A 16,820-nucleotide genomic window follows, 5' to 3' on the forward strand; every position below is an offset into this window, starting at 1 on the left:
CCCTTAAAGACTATTGATCAGCGTGCTGAAGGTTTCTTGCGCAGCCTTGATGATCTGCGACGACGCGGTGTAGTACTGCTGGAACTTGATCATGTCGCCCGCCTCTTCATCCAGGTTGACCTGGGACACCGAGTTGCGCGCGTCCTGGTTGGCCTTGAGCAAGGCGCCGGTCGCGGTCGTGTCGGTATTGGCCGAAGCGGCCTTGGCGCCCACGGTCGAGACCAGGCGGCTGTTGGCCGCCACCAGGCTCACGCCGCCGCCAGTGCCATCGGACAGGCCGATCGTGGTTTTGGTCTGCAGGTCGAGCAGGGCCTGGGCGTTACGGTTATCCGATTTGCCCGAGGCGTTGAAGGAAAACGTAGTGCTGTCGCCCGCAGCGGGCGCACCGGCGACGGTGGTATCGAACTTGAAGCTCTTGGCCGGCACCAGCAGCGTGCCGTTGGCATCGCGCATCGGTACGTCGACGGTGATCTTGTTACCCTGGCCCGGCACGATGGTGCCGGTGCCGATCGAGTTACCCTGGGCATCGTTGAGCGTGTAGCCCTGGGTGCCATCAGCCGCAGGCTTGCCGAACACCATCTTTACCGGCATCGAATGTTCAATGCCGGTACGCAATTGCGCGGTGTCGGCACCACCATGAATATCGATCGGCAGGGTCAGGGTCGGCGGGGTAAAGGTGCCGGTGCCCTGGTTGGTCTTGCTGCCCTCGCCCAGCAATGGCCCGGCGAACGCGATTTTATTGGCGTCGGTCAACGCGGTGCCGATGGTTGCCGCGCCCGTGGCCGTTGGGCTGACTTTGAAACTGTCGCCCGCCGCAATCGGCCCCTTGCCGTCCAGGGCCAGCGTGAAGCCGTCGATCACAGGTGGCGGCGTGGTCGTGGTGTCGAACGCGCCCATGGCCTTGCCGTCGGAACGCACTACGGTGTAGTTGTTGCCGCTGGTAAAGGTGACTTTATAGTCGTAGGTCGACAGCTTGCTGGTGTCGCTGATGCTCACGTTCAAGTTGCCGGAGCCACTGCTGTTGCCCATCGAGCCCTGACTGCGCTGGGCAATTGCGGCCGCGCTGTTGATGTCCTTGAACAGCGACGCACCGAAGTCACCGTTCAGGTCCAGGCCCTGGCCCAGTTGGCTGTTGACGGTATCGGCGGTCGCCAGGGCGATGCGCCCCAGGTCATTGATGGCCGGCATCAGGGCGTCGCTGCGATAACGCAACAAACCGCCAATGCTGCCGCCACTGAGCACGTTGCCCAGGTCGATAGCCGTACCGCCGCCGGCATTGAGCTGGATGGTGTACTGGCTTGGATCACTGCTGCTCGATACCGCCGAAATCGTGTTGGACTGATCGCCCAATACCAGGGATTGGCCGGTGCCGGTGCTGACGCTGAACACGCCGTTCTTCTCACTGGTGGTCACGCCGACCAGTTCATTGAGCGAACGCACTGCCTCGTTACGCGCATCCAGCAGGTTGGCCGGGGCGCTGTTGCTGGAGCCTTGGGCCAGGGTGATCTGCTTGTTGAGGGAAGCAATCGAGGAGGTCAACTGATTGACCTGATCGCTCATGGTCACCAACTGCCCGTTGATCGACTCTTTCTGCTCATTCAATTGGCTGGAGATCGAGTTGAAACGGTTGCTCAGGGTCTGGGCGCTGGTCAGCAGCACTTGCCGGGCGGACACATCGCTGGGGTTGGCCGCCGAAGTCTGCACAGCGGCGAAGAACGCGCTGAGTACCGAAGACATGCCGGTGGTCTTGTCCGACAGGGTCTTGTCGATGGCGCTGGCCTGGCTGGAATAGGCCTTGGCGTCGTTGTTGAGCGCCGTGCTGTTCTGGTAGGCCGCGTCGAGGAATTCGTTATACACCCGGCGCACATCGGCCAGGGTCGTGCCGCTGCCGATGTACACGCCGCCGTAAGGGTTGTTGGCATTGGCATTTTGCGTGGTCTGCTGACGCGAATAACCCGAGGTGTTGGCGTTGGCGATGTTATTACTCAGGACCGACAACGATCCTTGAGCGGCATTGAGCCCTGACATCCCGATACTGAGCAAACTCATGGTTCAGACCTTATAAATGTGTGGTTGCGCCAGCGGCAGCGTAGTTCTGGTAACTGTTCATGTTTTTGGCGATCTGCGAAATCTTGCTGGCATAGGCTGGATCGGTTGCATAACCGGCCTTTTGCAACTCGCGTACAAACTGTTCCGGGTTATCGGCTGATTTCACAACTTCTTTATAGCGATCATTGCTTTGCAGCAGGGTCACGAGGTCATGGAAGCTGTCCTGATAGGAGCTGTAGGAGCGGAACTGCGCCGTCTCCTTGACCATCGCGCCGTCGCGAAACTCGCTGGTGATCGCACGCGCCTGGCCGCCCTGCCAGCTCTGGCCGGCCTTGATGCCGAACAGGTTGTGGCTGCTGCTGCCGTCCTCGGCACGCATCACCGATTTACCCCAACCGGTTTCCAGGGCGGCCTGGGCCACCAGGTACTTCGGATCGATACCGATACGCGCGGCGGCGGCCTTGGCCATCGGCAGCATGGTGGCGACGAATTCATCCTGCGAGCTGAAGGCTTTTTTCGCCGGTGCCAGCGGTGGCTGGGCGATGGCGCGGCCGTAGACCTGCATCTTGCCGCTCGGCACGGCAACGCTGCGGGCGCTGCTGTTGACCACGTTGTCGTCGGCGGCACTGTTGCGCAGTGGCGCGCTGGTGGTTTGCGCAGCGACCGGCGTGCTCGGCACGATGCCGGCGAGCAGGCGGTCGGTCAGCTTGCTTGGCAAGGCGATACGGCGCTGGTTCATCAGCTCCATATCGTTGGCATGCGCACTGGCGCCCTCGGGCACCGCCACGCGGTAGGCCCACAACGGGCGCTGGCCGTTGGAGCGACCCAACGGGCCTTGCGCCTGGGTGCCGGCGGCGATTTCCGTCGGCACGTCGGCTTTTTTCGCCGGGGCATCGGCTGCCGGGCCCTGCAAGGTGGCCGCCTGGGCGTCCACCGGTTTGTTCTTCTGCATCTGGCGCATCAGCACGTCGGCCAGGCCGATACCACCGCCTTCGCGGGACATCGATACCGCCAGTTGCTGGTCGTACATTTCCTGGTACTGCTTGGCCGCCGGGGTGTTCATCGGGTTGTCCTTGCCCAGGGCCTCGGTGGCTGAGCGCATGGACTTGAGCATCTCGCTCAAGAACAACGACTCGAACTCCTGCGCGACTTTGCGCATGTTGCCGTCGCTGTTCTTGTCGGCGCCGACCTTGAGCTGGTTAAGCCGATTCAGGTCGGAGTAAGACCCCGAGTCCGCCGTGCTGCTGATCCCGCTCTTGCGCATATCCATGACCATGGCCTCAGATCACGATCAGGTCGGCTTGCAAAGCGCCGGCCTGTTTCAGGGCTTCGAGGATCGCCATCAAGTCGCCAGGGGCCGCGCCCACTTGGTTCACCGCACGGACGATCTCGTCCAGGGTGGTACCGGGGCCGAACTTGAACATCGGCTTGGCTTCCTGCTGGGCATTGACCCGCGAACGCGGGACGACCGCCGTCTGGCCGTTGGACAGTGGCCCAGGCTGGCTGACAATCGGGTCTTCGGTAATGGTCACAGTCAAGCTGCCGTGGGTCACCGCCGCCGGCGAGACCTTGACGTTCTGGCCGATCACGATGGTGCCGGTGCGCGAGTTGATGATGACTTTGGCCACTGCCTGGCCGGGGTCGACCTCCAGGTTTTCCAGGATCGACAGGTAGTCCACGCGCTGGCTGGGATCCAGGGGCGCGGTCACGCGCACCGAACCGCCATCGATGGCCTGGGCGACGCCTGGGCCGAGCATGTCGTTGATCTTGTCGACCACGCGTTTGGCGGTGGTGAAGTCGGAACGGTTGAGGTTCAGGGTCAGGCTGTTGCCCTGGTTGAACCCACTCGGCACGGTGCGTTCAACCGTGGCGCCACCGGGAATGCGCCCGGCCGACGGCACGTTGACAGTGATCTTCGAACCGTCACGGCCCTCGGCGTCGAACCCGCCCACCACCAGGTTGCCCTGGGCGATGGCGTAGACGTTGCCGTCGATACCTTTGAGCGGCGTCATCAGCAACGTACCGCCCCGCAGGCTCTTGGAGTTGCCCATGGACGACACGGTGATGTCCACCACCTGCCCCGGCTTGGCGAACGCCGGCAAATCGGCACTGATCGACACCGCCGCGACGTTCTTCAACTGCACGTTGCCCGAGCCTGGCGGCACCTTGATGCCGAACTGCGACAGCATGTTGTTGAAGGTTTGCAGGGTGAACGGGGTCTGGGTGGTCTGGTCACCCGTGCCATTGAGCCCCACCACCAGGCCATAACCGATCAACTGGTTACTGCGCACGCCGGAAATGCTGGCGATGTCTTTCAGGCGTTCGGCCTGGGCGACGGCGCTCAGGCACAGCAACACGACCGCCGCCATCAACTGCTTGAAGTTCAAAATGGCCACCTAGAAAGGGAACAGCGGGCTAAGGAAGAAACGGTCGAACCAGCCCGGCTGGCTTGCATCAGCAAACGAACCTGTACCCGAGTAGGTAATCCGTGCATCGGCAATCCGCGTCGACGGCACGGTGTTGTCGGTGGAAATATCATCGGCACGCACCATGCCGGCAATGCGCACCAACTCGTCGCCGGTATTGAGGGTCATCCACTTTTCACCGCGTACGGCGATGATGCCGTTGGGCAACACATCGGCCACGGTCACGGTGATCGAGCCGGTCAGGCTGTTGCCCTGCCCCGCCGCGCTCTTGCCGTTGGTGGCGCGGTCGCCGCTGTAGCCGGCACTGAGGCTCAGGTCACCGTCACCCAACGGGTTATTGGTGGTCAGACCACCGCCGAACAGCGACGTCAGGCCGATACCGGTCTTGCTGGTCTTGCCGATCTGCGAGTTGGCGTTCTTGCTCGCCTGGGTCTTCTCGTTCAGGGTGATGGTGATGATGTCACCGACCCGGAACGCCTTGCGGTCGCTGTACAGGTTCTGCTCGAAACCGGCCTGATAGATCGAGCCATTGTTGGCCGCCGCCGGCAACGGCGTGCGCGGCAACACCGGCGCGTAGTACGGGTCATTGGGTTTCGGCGACGGGGCGACACAGCCCGCAAGCACGGCGATCCCACTCAATGCCAGAACAGAAACAATGCGATTCATGACCCTAACCTCACGGTGTTGCAGGCGCTTTCAAGGGCGCCCCATAGACTGATTACAGATTCTGCGTTACGAACGAAAGCATCTGGTCGGCGGTGGAAATCACCTTGGAGTTCATCTCGTAGGCGCGCTGGGTGGTGATCATGTTGACCATCTCCTCAACCGTGCTGACGTTGGAGGTTTCCAGGGTGCTTTGCAGCGTGGTGCCGAAACCGTTCAGGCCAGGGGTGCCGATTTGCGGCGCGCCGCTGGAAGCGGTTTCCAGGAACAGGTTGTTGCCCATGGCCTGCAGGCCGGCCGGGTTGATGAAGTCGGCGGTTTGCAGGTTGCCTATCACTTGCGACGCAGGGTTGCCGGCCACGGTGATGGACACGGTGCCGTCGTTGCCGACGGTGAAGGTCTTGGCGTCTGCCGGGACCACCACGGCTGGCTCCAGGGCAAAACCATTGGCGGTCACGATCTGGCCGTTGGAGTCCAGGTGGAAGGTACCGTCACGGGTGTAGGAGGTCGTGCCATCCGGTTGCAGGATCTGGAAGAAGCCACGGCCATTGATCGCCATGTCCAGCGGCTGGCCGGTCTGTTGCAGGTTACCGGCGCTGAAGTTTTTCTGGGTGCCGACGATCTGCACACCGGTACCCAGTTGCAGGCCCGACGGCAGTTCGCTGTCCTGGGTCGACTGGGCGCCCGGCTGGCGCTTGATCTGATAGAGCAAGTCCTGGAATTCGGCGCGATCACGTTTGAAACCCGTGGTCGACACGTTCGCCAGGTTGTTGGAAATGGTGGTCAGGTTAGTGTCCTGGGCGGACAGGCCTGTCTTGGCAACCCATAGAGCCGGAAGCATGCTGTTCTCCTTCGTGCGCCTGTTTGTTGGCGCCGTGCTGCGCTGTTTATTTAAAAGCCAATCAAGGCTGTTAGCTCATCTGCAAGACGCGGGTCATGGCCTGGTCATCTTCTTTGGCGGTGTTCATCATCTTGATGTGCAGCTCGAACTGCTTGGAGAGCGCCAGTACCGCGGTCATTTCCTCAACCGCATTGACGTTGCTCGCCTGCAGGAAGCCCGAGGTCAGCTTGACGTTCGCGTCGGCCTGGGCCGGCTGGCCATCCTTGGTGTGGATGGTGCCGTCCAAGCCTTTGTTCATGTTCTTGAGGTCGGGCTGGACCAGCTTGATACGGTCCACTTCGGCCATCACCCGCGGGCCTTCGCCCATGGCGCGGATGCTGATGGTGCCGTCGGCGCCCACTTCGATTTTCTGCTGGGGCGGCACGGCAATCGGGCCGCCGTTGCCCATGATCGGCATACCGTTGCCGGCCCGCAGAACACCGAGCGCATCCACGTTCATGCTGGCGCTGCGCACGTAGGCTTCGCTGCCATCCGGGGTTTGCACGGCCATCCAGCCGTCGCCGCTGACGGCCACGTCCAGGTCACGCCCGGTTTCGATCATCGCGCCGGGCGTGAAGTCGGTGGCTGGCCGTTCGGTCAGGGCAAAAGCCCGCGCCGGAAAGCTGTCACCGAACACCGGCATCGACCGCGCCTGCTCCAGGTCGCGCTGGAAACCGTTGGTGGAAATGTTCGCCAGATTGTTGGCATGGGCCTTCTGCGCCAGAGCATTCTGGCTGGCGCCGGTCATTGCCACGTAAAGGTACTTGTCCACGCTCTATCCTCTTTCTGACGGACGCTTGCCGTCCACCGCTGTACTGATGAGGCTTAAGCAATTTGCGAACCAACTTTTCAAAATTGGCTAAAGCGCAGGCGGGACGGGGGTTTGCGGGTATGCGGCAAGATTTAGAGCGTGGATGAGAGTCGAAAAAACGGCGGACTACTGCCGCTCACGGCAAGCCTCGGCCTTGTAGACGACACAAATCCAATGTGGGAGGGGGCTTGCTCCCGATGGCGGTGGGTCAGTTCATCATTCTGTGGCTGACACACCGCTATCGGGAGCAAGCCCCCTCCCACAGTTTTGGACCAATTTGTGCCAGTTGTTATTTGCCAGCCTTGAGGATTTCGTAATCGCGCAGTTTGTTGGCGATGGTGGTGTGGGATACGTCCAGGCGCTTGCCCAGCTGCCGGCTGCTCGGATGCTCGGCATACAGCGCTTCGAGCACGGCCTTTTCAAACCGCCCGACGATGGCGTCCAACCCGCCTTCCAGCGAGAAATCACCAAGCGGCTGGCGCACGCCGTAATCCGGCAAGCGAATATGCTCAAGCTTGACCGTCCCGCCCTCGCACAGCGAAACCGCCTGGAACAGCACGTTTTCCAACTGCCGCACATTGCCCGGCCAGTGATAGTGGCTGAGTTTGTCCATCGCGGCCGGCGCCAATTTGGGCAGTGGGCAACCGATCTGCCGACTGGCTTGATCGAGGAAGTGCTCGACCAATGGCCCGAGGCCGTCCAGGCATTCGCGCAAGGGCGGGATATGCAGCGACAGTACGTTCAAGCGGTGATACAGGTCCTGGCGAAATTCGCCACGGGCGCACAGTTCGGACAAGTCGACCTGGGTCGCGCAGATCACCCGCACGTCGAGGTACACCTCTTCATCACTGCCGACGCGACGAAAGCACCCGTCCTGCAGAAAGCGCAGCAGTTTTACCTGCAGGCGTGCACTCATTTCCCCCACCCCATCGAGAAACAACGTGCCGCCCGCGGTCAGTTCCAGCAGCCCGAGCTTGCCTTCGGCCCGTGCGCCTTCGAACGCGCCGGGGCCGTAGCCAAACAGCTCGGTCTCGGCCATCGACTCAGGCAAGCCCGCACAGTTGAGCGCCATCAATGGCGACTGGCCGCGCGGGCTGGCGAGGTGACAGGCACGGGCCAGCAGTTCCTTGCCGGTTCCGGTTTCGCCTTCTATTAATAGCGGTGCATCCAGCGGCGCCATGCGCCGGGCTTCGCGCACCACGGCGGCCATCACCTTGGAACTCTGGAAGATGCTGTCGAAGCCGCGCAGTTCCTGCTTGCGCACGTTGTAGATACGCTCGCCCACCCGGTCGGCGCGGTGCAGGGTCAACACCGCGCCGGCCATGGCTTCGCTGTCATCGTGTTCGGAAGATTGCAGCGGCGCAATATCCGCCAGGAACACATCGCCCTTGACCTTGACCCGCAGCCCGTTGATCCGCGACTTGCTGGCGCGCACCAGTTCCGGCAAGTCGAAGTCTTCGGCGTAGCGCGACAGGGGAATGCCCGGCACTTCGTCCACCCGCACCCCGAGCAACTGCGCCGCCGCACGGTTGGCCGCAACGATGGAGCCGCCCATGTCGATGGACAGCACCGGAAACTCCAGGGCCCCCAGCAGCGCATTGAGTTCCATGTGCCGACGCTCGCTGGGCATCAGCCCTACCCTTTTCACGCCGAATACCCCGGCGATCGCCTCGAACTGCGGGCGCAGCGCCTGGAACTGCATGTTCACCAGGTTTGGGCAGAACAGGTAGATGGCATTGCCATGCTCGCCGCCGACCTCGCCCTTGGCGACGTTCACGCCGTACTCCACCAACAGGTTGAGGATGTCCCGCAGGATGCCGATGCGGTTCTGGCAATGCACTTTGATACGCATGAAAAGGCCCGAAAAGTGGGTAGGCGCCGCGTCTTTTTGCCGCTGGGCGCAGATAGTCGTCAAGATTATGTGACAGCTCGGGCGCTTTTCCCAGCCTAAGGCAACGACGAGCGTCGCACCCGTAACGAATAGTTTACAAAATTCGGTAATTTTTCCTACTCAAAGGCCTTTGAAGCCGCTGAAAACCTGCGCTACGCGGGTTATCAATAGACACACAGCAGGACATAACAAGAACGAATGCCTAGCAGGAGAACCGTATGAAGCAGACGCACTACGTGGCCCGCGAGCCCGATGCGCAAGGTTTTATCCACTACCCGCCGGAAGAACACGCGGTGTGGAACACCCTTATCACACGCCAGTTGAAAGTGATCGAGGGCCGTGCCTGCCAGGAATACCTGGACGGCATCGACAAGCTTGGCCTGCCCCTGGATCGCATCCCACAGTTGGGCGAGATCAACAAAGTGCTGGCCGACACCACCGGCTGGCAAGTCGCCCGCGTGCCGGCGCTGATCCCCTTCCAGACCTTCTTCGAATTGCTTGCCAGCAAGCAGTTTCCGGTGGCGACCTTCATTCGTACCCGTGAGGAACTGGACTACCTGCAAGAGCCGGATATTTTCCACGAGATCTTTGGTCACTGCCCGCTGCTGACCAACCCCTGGTTCGCCGAATTCACCCACACCTACGGCAAGCTCGGCCTGGCGGCCACCAAGGAGCAGCGGGTGTACCTGGCGCGTCTGTATTGGATGACCATCGAGTTTGGCTTGGTGGATACCCCAGAAGGCCGGCGCATCTACGGTGGCGGTATTCTGTCATCGCCCAAGGAAAGCGTGTATTGCCTGTCGGACGAGCCTGAACACCAGGCCTTCGACCCGCTGGAGGCGATGCGCACGCCGTATCGCATCGACATCCTGCAGCCGCTGTACTTCGTGCTGCCCGAGCTCAAGCGCCTGTTCGACGTGGCGCAGGAAGACATCATGGGCATGGTCGAGCGCGGTATGCAGTTGGGCCTGCACGCCCCGCTCTTTACCCCAAAAGCAGCCACCCAAACCCAAAGCCGCGTGAACCTTGTGTTTTAACGCCAGGTGAGTCTGTTCCCTGGCCCCGCGTTGCTTTAGGGTAACGCCACTGACCTTCAATCATTCGAATTCAGGACACCTTCATGACCACCTTGAACCAAGCCCATTGCGAAGCCTGCCGCGCCGACGCCCCACAAGTCAGCGATGAAGAACTGCCGGTGCTGATCAAACAGATCCCGGACTGGAACATCGAAGTGCGCGACGGCGTGATGCAATTGGAAAAGGTTTTCCTGTTCAAGAACTTCAAGTTCGCCCTGGCCTTCACTAACGCCGTGGGTGAAATCTCCGAAGCCGAAGGCCATCACCCTGGCCTGCTCACCGAATGGGGCAAAGTCACCGTGACCTGGTGGAGCCACTCCATCAAGGGCCTGCACCGCAACGACTTCATCATGGCCGCGCGCACCGATGAAGTGGCCAACAGCGCCGAGGGCCGCAAGTAATGCATTTCGACGCGATTGGCCGCGTGCCCGGCGACCCGATCCTCGGGCTGATGGACCTGTATGCCCAGGATGCCAACCCGAACAAGTTCGATTTGGGCGTGGGCGTCTACAAGGACGACCAAGGCCTGACGCCGATTCCGCACTCGGTAAAACTCGCCGAGCAACGCCTGGTCGATAGGCAAACCACCAAGACCTACATCGGCGGTCACGGCGATGCTGCGTTCGGCGCACTGATCAGCGCACTGGTGCTTGGCGCCGATTCGGCGCTGCTGCGTGAACAGCGTGCCGGCGCTACCCAGACGCCAGGTGGCACCGGGGCCCTGCGCCTGAGCGCCGATTTTATCGCCCACAACCTGCCCGGCCGTGGCGTGTGGCTGAGCGACCCGACCTGGCCGATCCATGAAACCATTTTCGCCAAAGCCGGGCTGAAGGTCAGTCACTACCCTTATGTGGGCAGCGACAATCGCCTGGATGTGGCGGCGATGCTTGCCACCCTGTCCGGCGTGCCCGAGGGCGACGTGGTCTTGCTGCACGCCTGCTGCCATAACCCGACCGGCTTCGACCTGTCCCAGGATGACTGGCGCCAGGTGCTGCAGATTGTGCGCGAGCGCCAATTGCTGCCGCTGATCGATTTTGCCTACCAAGGTTTTGGCGACGGCCTGGAGCAGGACGCCTGGGCGGTGCGCTTGTTCGCCGCCGAACTGCCGGAAGTGTTGATCACCAGTTCGTGCTCGAAAAACTTTGGCTTGTACCGCGACCGCGTTGGCGCCTTGATCGTGTGTGCGGCCGATGCGCAAAAGCTTACGGATGTGCGCAGTCAACTGGCCAATATCGCGCGTAATCTGTGGTCAACGCCGCCGGATCATGGCGCCGCCGTGGTCGCGACCATCCTCGGCGATGCCGAGCTGAAACAGCAGTGGAGCGATGAAGTCGAGGCCATGCGTTCGCGCATCGCGCAGTTGCGCGCCGGGCTGGTGGACGCGCTGGCACCCCACGGCCTGGCCGAGCGGTATGCGCATATCGGGACGCAGCGTGGGATGTTTTCCTATACCGGGTTGAGTGCCGAACAGGTCCAGCAACTGCGTGAAAAGCACAGTGTGTATATGGTCAGTACGGGACGGGCCAATGTGGCGGGGGTGGACGCCACGCGCTTGACGCTGCTGGCCCAGGCCATCGCCGACGTCTCCAACTGAATAAACCGGGAACTAAATGTGGGAGGGGGCTTGCCCCCGATGGCGGTGGATCAGCTAGAGATAAGCTGGCTGACATTCCGCTATCGGGAGCAAGCCCCCTCCCACATTTTGACCGAGTCAGGACCTTCAGCTCGTGACCATCTCGGCCTTCAACTGCGCGTCCCTGGCCTGCGCATCCGCCAGCCGATACAACTCGATATGCCCATCCCAGTGCTCGATCAGCGCCGTGCACGACTCCACCCAATCGCCGCAATTGAGGTAATCCACCTCCCCTACCTTGCGGATTTCGGCATGGTGAATATGCCCGCACACCACCCCGTGCAACTCCCGCTTGGTCACTTCGTGGGCGATGGCCTCTTCGAAATCGCTGATAAAACTCACGGCGGTTTTCACCTTGTGTTTCAGGTAAGCCGAGAGCGACCAATACCCGTAGCCATAGCGCGCTCGCCAGTGATTGAGCCAGCGGTTCAAGGTAAGGGTAAACTCGTAGGCCGAGTCGCCCAGGAAGGCGAGCCAGCGGTGATAACGGGTGATCACATCGAACTGATCGCCATGGATTACCAGCAGATGGCGACCGTCGGCGGTCACGTGCACGGCCTCGTCCACCAGTTGGATATTGCCCAGGATCAGCTTGGAATAGCGCCTTAGAAACTCGTCATGGTTGCCGGTGACGTAAATCACCTCGGTGCCGCGTTTGGCCATGGTCAGCAGGCGGCGAATGACGTTGGTGTGGGCTTGCGGCCAATACATGCCGCCACGCATTTTCCAGCCATCGATAATGTCGCCGACCAGATACACCTTGTCGGCGTGGTAGCCCTTGAGAAAGTGCGACAAGTGCTCAGCCTGGCAATCCCGAGTGCCCAGGTGCACATCGGAAATCCACAGGGTACGCACCCGTTGCTTGCGGCTGGGCTTGGCGAGTTCGGCACGGGTCATGGGGGTCCCTCGACGCTGTTTTCGCGAGCTTGCGCCCTGGCAGTGAATAGCCCATGACAGCTGTGCTTCAGTCTGATGACAACGCTTGGCCGCCCTTAAGCGATGTAGACTGGGGACTTGCCGCCCAGGAGAGCGCAATGAGCCCCAGTCTTACGCTTCGCCAGTACACCGATGCCCCCATCGCCCATAGCCATGACCATGCGCAATTAGTGTTCGGCCTGTCCGGGCGCCTGGATTTCGAAGTGGATGGCTGCGGCAACCAAGTGCAGGAAAGCAGCGTGATGATCCTGCCCTTTGCCGCTCACCACGCCTGCGGCAGCCGCGAGGGTAGCCGCTGCCTGGTGCTGGATGTGCCAACCGAGCATTGGCTGTTGCAAACATTGGGTGACCACGCCGATGCCAGTCGCCGCCTGCTCGACCGGCCGGCCCGACTGGCGCTGGATTCGCGACAGCACCAGTTAGTGCAATGGCTGGCTGGCAGCCCGATACATGATCCAGTGATCGCCCAGCAAGGCGCGTTGCTGCTGCTCGCCAGCCTCAATCATCCGCAAGCGATGCCACCACCGGGGCGGCGCCTGCCTTATGCCGCGTTCAACGCGCATATCGAACGCCACGCCGCTCACCCGCTGCATGTCGCGGACCTGGCACGGATTGCCTGCCTGTCGGTTGCGCGTTTGCACGCGCGCTTCATGGTCGAATGCGGGCAGACCCCCATGGATTACGTGCGCAACCAGCGCCTGCAAATGGCATTGACCCTACTGCGCGAGACGCCGCTGCCCGTTGGTGAGATCGCCGCACGCGTGGGGTACCGCTCGCAAAGTGCCTTCGCTGCAGCCATGTTGCGCGAGTTTGGCGCCTCGCCGGGCACAATGCGGCGAACGTCATAGGAAGAGTTTCGCGCTAAAAATCGCGAGCCGCACGACAGACGCCCTTTTCGCCAAACCTCTAGACTGATTGTCACTTCCATTGGTAGGCATCGCAATGACTCCCCGCTCAGCCCTCGGCGCCCTGCATATCGGCGCATTGATGTTTGGCCTCACCGGTGTATTCGGCAAACTGGCGGCCGCCTCACCGTCCATCATCGTATTCGGGCGGGCCGCATTTGCGGTGATTGCCCTGGCGGTCTTCGCGCGCTTTGCCAGCAATGCGCCCTGGAGAAACCTGCAGATGCGCGACTGGCGCCGCCTGCTGGTCAGCGGCGTGCTGCTTGCCGCGCACTGGGTGACATTCTTCATCGCGGTCAAGGTCGCCGGGGTGGCGGTGGCAACGTTGGGGTTTGCCGCCTTCCCGGCCTTCACGGTGATCCTTGAAGGGCTGATCTTCCGCGAGCGGATTCGCGCCAATGAAATGGTGCTGGTAGCGCTGGTCAGCATCGGCCTGGTTCTGGTGACCCCGGACTTCAACCTGGCCAGCGACGCCACGGGCGGCTTGCTCTGGGGCATCGCGTCGGGGCTGCTGTTCGCCTTGTTGTCATTGAACAACCGCGCCAGCTCCGGACGCATTCCGGCGGTACAGGCCGCGTTGTGCCAGAACGTGGTGGTCGCAGTCTGCCTGCTGCCCGTGGCGGCACCGGGGCTTGCGGACGTGCGTGCGCTGGACTGGCTGTGGATCGGCCTGCTGGGCGTGTTCTGTACCGGCCTGGCCCATAGCCTGTTTGTCGCCAGCCTCGCGGTGATCAAGGCGCGCACCGCGTCGGTGGTGTTTGCCATGGAACCGGTCTACGGCATCACCGTGGCCTGGCTACTGTTCGCCGAGACGCCCACCTTGCGCATGCTGCTGGGCGGCGCACTGATCATCGTCGCCATCGTGCTTTCCGGCCTGATGGGCAGCGCCAGCCAGGCCAAGCCGCCGGCTGCGGCCTGACGTCACGGCGTACGGTCGTTATGCCCAAGGTCGCGCTGCGGGTCGATCTGATCGCGCACGCGCTGCTTGAGCACCTTGGCCTCCGGGAAACCGCCATCGGCCTTGCGCTCCCAGATCTGTACGTTGTCGCAGGTGATGCGAAACGCGCCGCCGGTTGAGGGCGCCAGGGACACCTTGGCTAAATCCTCGGCAAACGTACTCAACAATTCCTGGGCCAGCCAGGCGGCACGCAACAGCCACTGACACTGGGTGCAATAGGTGATAACGATCTCGGGTTTGCTTGCGGACATAACGTGAAAGGCTCCTGCGTGACGGCGTCAGTGGATCGCATGGCTATAATACCGGCCTTTATCGCCCAGCCTCGAGATTCATGATGCGCCGCCTGTTGTCCTGCCTGTTCCTCTGCCTGCTCCCCCTTCTCGCCGACGCCGTTGAAAGCCCACGCCCGAAAATCGGCCTGGTGCTGTCGGGCGGCGCCGCCCGTGGCCTGGCCCATATCGGTGTGCTCAAGGCTTTGGAAGAACAGGGCATCCAGGTTGATGCGATTGCCGGCACCAGCATGGGCGCGGTGATTGGCGGGCTGTATGCCTCGGGCTACAAGATCGACGAGCTGGAAAAGCTCGCCCTGAATATCGACTGGCAGCAGGCATTGTCCGACGCACCGCCCAGGGAAGACGTGCCATTCAGGCGCAAGCAGGATGACCGCGATTTCCTGGTCAAACAGAAACTCAGCTTTCGCGACGACGGCAGCCTCGGCCTGCCGCTGGGCGTGATCCAGGGCCAGAACCTGGCATTGCTGCTGGAAAGCATGTTCGCCCACAGCAGCAACACGCGTAATTTCGACAAGCTGCCAATTCCGTTCCGGGCCGTGGCCACCGACATCACCACCGGCGAAAAAGTGGTGTTCAGCAAGGGCCACCTGCCCCAGGTGATACGCGCCAGCATGTCGATCCCGGCCGTGTTCGCCCCGGTAGAGCTGGACGGGCGCCTGCTGGTGGACGGCGGCATGACCGACAATATTCCCCTGGATGTGGCGCGGGAAATGGGCGTCGACATCGCCATCGTGGTGGACATCGGCACACCGCTGCGCTCACGCAAGCAATTGGCAACCGTGGTCGATGTGCTCAACCAGTCCATCACCTTGATGACGCGGCGCAATTCCGAGGAACAACTCAAGGCCTTGCACCCCAGGGACGTGTTGATCCAACCGTCCCTGGCAGCCTACGGCGTGACGGATTTCGGCCGCGCCAAGGACATGATCGATGCCGGCTACCGCGCCACGCGTGCCCTCGACCTGCGCCTGGCGCACCTGCGCCCCGCCGAACCGGTAGACCCGCAACTGACCGCCGCGCGCACGCCCGGCGAACGCACCCCGATCATTACCGCGATCAAGGTGGAAAACGACTCCAAAGTCAGCGACGACGTGATCCGCTATTACATCCGCCAGGAGCTGGGCGAACCGCTCAACCTCGGCCGCCTGCAATCGGACATGGGCACGCTGTACGGCTTGGACTACTTCGAGCAGGTGCAATACCGCGTGGTGAAAAAAGCCAAGGACAATACCCTGGTCATCAGCGCACGCGGCAAGCGCAGCGGCACCGACTACCTGCGCCTGGGGTTGAACCTGTCGGATGACATGCGCGGCGACAGCGCCTTCAACCTTGGCGCCAGCTATCGGATGAACGGCATCAACCGCCTCGGCGCCGAATGGCTGACGCGGGTGCAGATCGGTGATCGCCAGGAGCTGTACAGCGAGTTCTACCAACCGATGGACACGGGCTCACGCTACTTCGTCGCGCCCTATATCCGTGCCCAGGCGCAGAATGTCGAGCTGATCATGGACAACGACCCCATCTCGGAATATCGGCTGGAGCGCTACGGTTTCGGCTTGAACGTCGGGCGGCAGATCGGCAACAGCGGCGAGATTCGCTTTGGCGTGGGCGAAGCCTGGGGCAAGGCGGACGTGCGTATCGGCGACCGCGACCTGCCGAGCGTGAGTTTCAGTGAGGGCTTCTATGAGCTGAAATACTCGTTCGACTCTTTCGATAACGTGTACTTCCCGCACACCGGCGAAGACATCGCCCTGGCTTACCGTGAGTTCGAGCCGGGGCTGGGTTCCGACCAGCGCTACCGCCAATGGGAGTTCAAGCTGGACAAAGCCATGAGCCACGGCCCCGACACGCTGATCCTGGGCGGACGCTACGGACGCACCCTGGACAAATCCGACGTGGTGGTCTCCAGCTTCCTGCTGGGTGGCGCACGGCAATTGTCAGGCTTTCGCGAGGACGCGATCTCGGGCCAGAACGTCAGCCTGATGCGCGCGGTGTACTACCGCCGGCTGACACCGCGCTCGTACCTGCCGTTGGATTTCCCGTTGTACCTGGGAGCTTCGGTGGAACGGGGCCGGGCGTGGAACAACGATAACCAGTTCGACAGCGGGTATATCAACGCGGCGAGCGTTTTCCTGGGCTTTGATACACCGCTGGGGCCGTTGAATTTCAGTTATGGATTCAATGATGACAACCAGAAAGCGGTGTATCTGAACCTGGGCCAGACTTTCTGACACAACGCAGAATAAATGTGGGAGGGGGCTTGCTCCCGATAGCAGAGTATCTGTCAGCAATTCTGTAG

15 protein-coding genes are annotated in these 16,820 nt (G+C 61.9%); 6 read left to right on the plus strand and 9 right to left on the minus strand.

The annotated features are described in order from the left end of the window. Positions 1-3: 3 nt before the first annotated feature. The 7 genes from flgK to C4J89_RS18525 form a co-directional block, all read right to left on the minus strand. Positions 4-2,049, minus strand: coding sequence for a flagellar hook-associated protein FlgK (flgK, locus tag C4J89_RS18495; RefSeq protein WP_124415243.1), 2,046 nt, complete (start codon positions 2,047-2,049; stop codon positions 4-6). 10 nt (positions 2,050-2,059) lie between these two features. Beyond that, positions 2,060-3,325, minus strand: a complete 1,266-nt coding sequence (gene flgJ / locus C4J89_RS18500; protein WP_124415244.1) for a flagellar assembly peptidoglycan hydrolase FlgJ — start codon at positions 3,323-3,325, stop codon at positions 2,060-2,062. Positions 3,326-3,329: 4 nt separating this feature from the next. Further along, positions 3,330-4,439: a flagellar basal body P-ring protein FlgI gene (locus C4J89_RS18505; RefSeq protein ID WP_372237507.1), complete on the minus strand. Its 1,110-nt coding sequence runs from the start codon at positions 4,437-4,439 to the stop codon at positions 3,330-3,332. Between the two features lie 6 nt (positions 4,440-4,445). Next, on the minus strand, positions 4,446-5,141 hold the full coding sequence (flgH, locus tag C4J89_RS18510; protein WP_124363795.1) for a flagellar basal body L-ring protein FlgH: 696 nt from the start codon (positions 5,139-5,141) through the stop codon (positions 4,446-4,448). Between the two features lie 52 nt (positions 5,142-5,193). Continuing rightward, complete coding sequence (flgG, locus tag C4J89_RS18515) at positions 5,194-5,979, minus strand: flagellar basal-body rod protein FlgG (RefSeq protein WP_057721328.1); 786 nt, start codon at positions 5,977-5,979, stop codon at positions 5,194-5,196. Between the two features lie 70 nt (positions 5,980-6,049). After that, the gene (locus C4J89_RS18520; RefSeq protein ID WP_124363796.1) at positions 6,050-6,790 is read right to left on the minus strand and encodes a flagellar basal body rod protein FlgF; all 741 of its coding nucleotides are present in this window, start codon (positions 6,788-6,790) and stop codon (positions 6,050-6,052) included. Positions 6,791-7,118: 328 nt separating this feature from the next. Continuing rightward, on the minus strand, positions 7,119-8,681 hold the full coding sequence (locus tag C4J89_RS18525) for a sigma-54-dependent transcriptional regulator (protein WP_124363797.1): 1,563 nt from the start codon (positions 8,679-8,681) through the stop codon (positions 7,119-7,121). 257 nt (positions 8,682-8,938) lie between these two features. Between C4J89_RS18525 and phhA the strand changes: the two genes are divergently transcribed. The 3 genes from phhA (at position 8,939) to C4J89_RS18540 (ending at position 11,390) form a co-directional block, all read left to right on the plus strand. Continuing rightward, on the plus strand, positions 8,939-9,757 hold the full coding sequence (gene phhA / locus C4J89_RS18530; protein ID WP_124415245.1) for a phenylalanine 4-monooxygenase: 819 nt from the start codon (positions 8,939-8,941) through the stop codon (positions 9,755-9,757). 83 nt (positions 9,758-9,840) lie between these two features. After that, entirely contained in the window at positions 9,841-10,197 is a 357-nt protein-coding gene (locus C4J89_RS18535) for a 4a-hydroxytetrahydrobiopterin dehydratase (RefSeq protein ID WP_124363799.1), read from the plus strand. Further along, the gene (locus C4J89_RS18540) at positions 10,197-11,390 is read left to right on the plus strand and encodes an amino acid aminotransferase (protein WP_124415246.1); all 1,194 of its coding nucleotides are present in this window, start codon (positions 10,197-10,199) and stop codon (positions 11,388-11,390) included. Before C4J89_RS18535 ends, C4J89_RS18540 begins: the two co-directional genes overlap by 1 nt. Positions 11,391-11,516: 126 nt before the next feature. Here the strand turns inward: C4J89_RS18540 and C4J89_RS18545 are convergent, their stop codons facing one another. Next, positions 11,517-12,326 (minus strand): UDP-2,3-diacylglucosamine diphosphatase, encoded by an 810-nt coding sequence (locus C4J89_RS18545; RefSeq protein WP_124415247.1) that lies wholly within the window; start codon positions 12,324-12,326, stop codon positions 11,517-11,519. 137 nt (positions 12,327-12,463) lie between these two features. Here C4J89_RS18545 and C4J89_RS18550 point away from each other — a divergent pair, with 137 nt between their 5' ends. Beyond that, positions 12,464-13,213, plus strand: coding sequence for an AraC family transcriptional regulator (locus C4J89_RS18550; RefSeq protein ID WP_124363802.1), 750 nt, complete (start codon positions 12,464-12,466; stop codon positions 13,211-13,213). A gap of 94 nt (positions 13,214-13,307) precedes the next feature. Next, the gene (locus C4J89_RS18555; RefSeq protein ID WP_124415248.1) at positions 13,308-14,189 is read left to right on the plus strand and encodes a DMT family transporter; all 882 of its coding nucleotides are present in this window, start codon (positions 13,308-13,310) and stop codon (positions 14,187-14,189) included. A gap of 2 nt (positions 14,190-14,191) precedes the next feature. Here the strand turns inward: C4J89_RS18555 and C4J89_RS18560 are convergent, their stop codons facing one another. After that, positions 14,192-14,479: a SelT/SelW/SelH family protein gene (locus C4J89_RS18560; protein WP_124363804.1), complete on the minus strand. Its 288-nt coding sequence runs from the start codon at positions 14,477-14,479 to the stop codon at positions 14,192-14,194. An 83-nt stretch (positions 14,480-14,562) separates the two neighbouring features. Here C4J89_RS18560 and C4J89_RS18565 point away from each other — a divergent pair, with 83 nt between their 5' ends. Then, positions 14,563-16,752 (plus strand): patatin-like phospholipase family protein, encoded by a 2,190-nt coding sequence (locus tag C4J89_RS18565; RefSeq protein ID WP_124371432.1) that lies wholly within the window; start codon positions 14,563-14,565, stop codon positions 16,750-16,752. Positions 16,753-16,820: the final 68 nt, after the last annotated feature.

This window comes from Pseudomonas sp. R4-35-07, assembly GCF_003852235.1.
Lineage (GTDB): Bacteria > Pseudomonadota > Gammaproteobacteria > Pseudomonadales > Pseudomonadaceae > Aquipseudomonas.

Bases quoted from the DNA above. Each gene is read 5' to 3' on its own strand.
- C4J89_RS18525 (WP_124363797.1), bottom strand. From the start codon at position 8,681: ATGCGTATCAAAGTGCATTGCCAGAACCGCATCGGCATCCTGCGGGAC.
- flgK (WP_124415243.1), bottom strand. From the start codon at position 2,049: ATGAGTTTGCTCAGTATCGGGATGTCAGGGCTCAATGCCGCTCAAGGA.
- C4J89_RS18540 (WP_124415246.1), top strand. From the start codon at position 10,197: ATGCATTTCGACGCGATTGGCCGCGTGCCCGGCGACCCGATCCTCGGG.
- C4J89_RS18555 (WP_124415248.1), top strand. From the start codon at position 13,308: ATGACTCCCCGCTCAGCCCTCGGCGCCCTGCATATCGGCGCATTGATG.
- C4J89_RS18535 (WP_124363799.1), top strand. From the start codon at position 9,841: ATGACCACCTTGAACCAAGCCCATTGCGAAGCCTGCCGCGCCGACGCC.
- flgH (WP_124363795.1), bottom strand. From the start codon at position 5,141: ATGAATCGCATTGTTTCTGTTCTGGCATTGAGTGGGATCGCCGTGCTT.
- flgJ (WP_124415244.1), bottom strand. From the start codon at position 3,325: ATGGTCATGGATATGCGCAAGAGCGGGATCAGCAGCACGGCGGACTCG.
- phhA (WP_124415245.1), top strand. From the start codon at position 8,939: ATGAAGCAGACGCACTACGTGGCCCGCGAGCCCGATGCGCAAGGTTTT.
- C4J89_RS18550 (WP_124363802.1), top strand. From the start codon at position 12,464: ATGAGCCCCAGTCTTACGCTTCGCCAGTACACCGATGCCCCCATCGCC.
- C4J89_RS18560 (WP_124363804.1), bottom strand. From the start codon at position 14,479: ATGTCCGCAAGCAAACCCGAGATCGTTATCACCTATTGCACCCAGTGT.
- flgG (WP_057721328.1), bottom strand. From the start codon at position 5,979: ATGCTTCCGGCTCTATGGGTTGCCAAGACAGGCCTGTCCGCCCAGGAC.
- C4J89_RS18565 (WP_124371432.1), top strand. From the start codon at position 14,563: ATGCGCCGCCTGTTGTCCTGCCTGTTCCTCTGCCTGCTCCCCCTTCTC.
- C4J89_RS18545 (WP_124415247.1), bottom strand. From the start codon at position 12,326: ATGACCCGTGCCGAACTCGCCAAGCCCAGCCGCAAGCAACGGGTGCGT.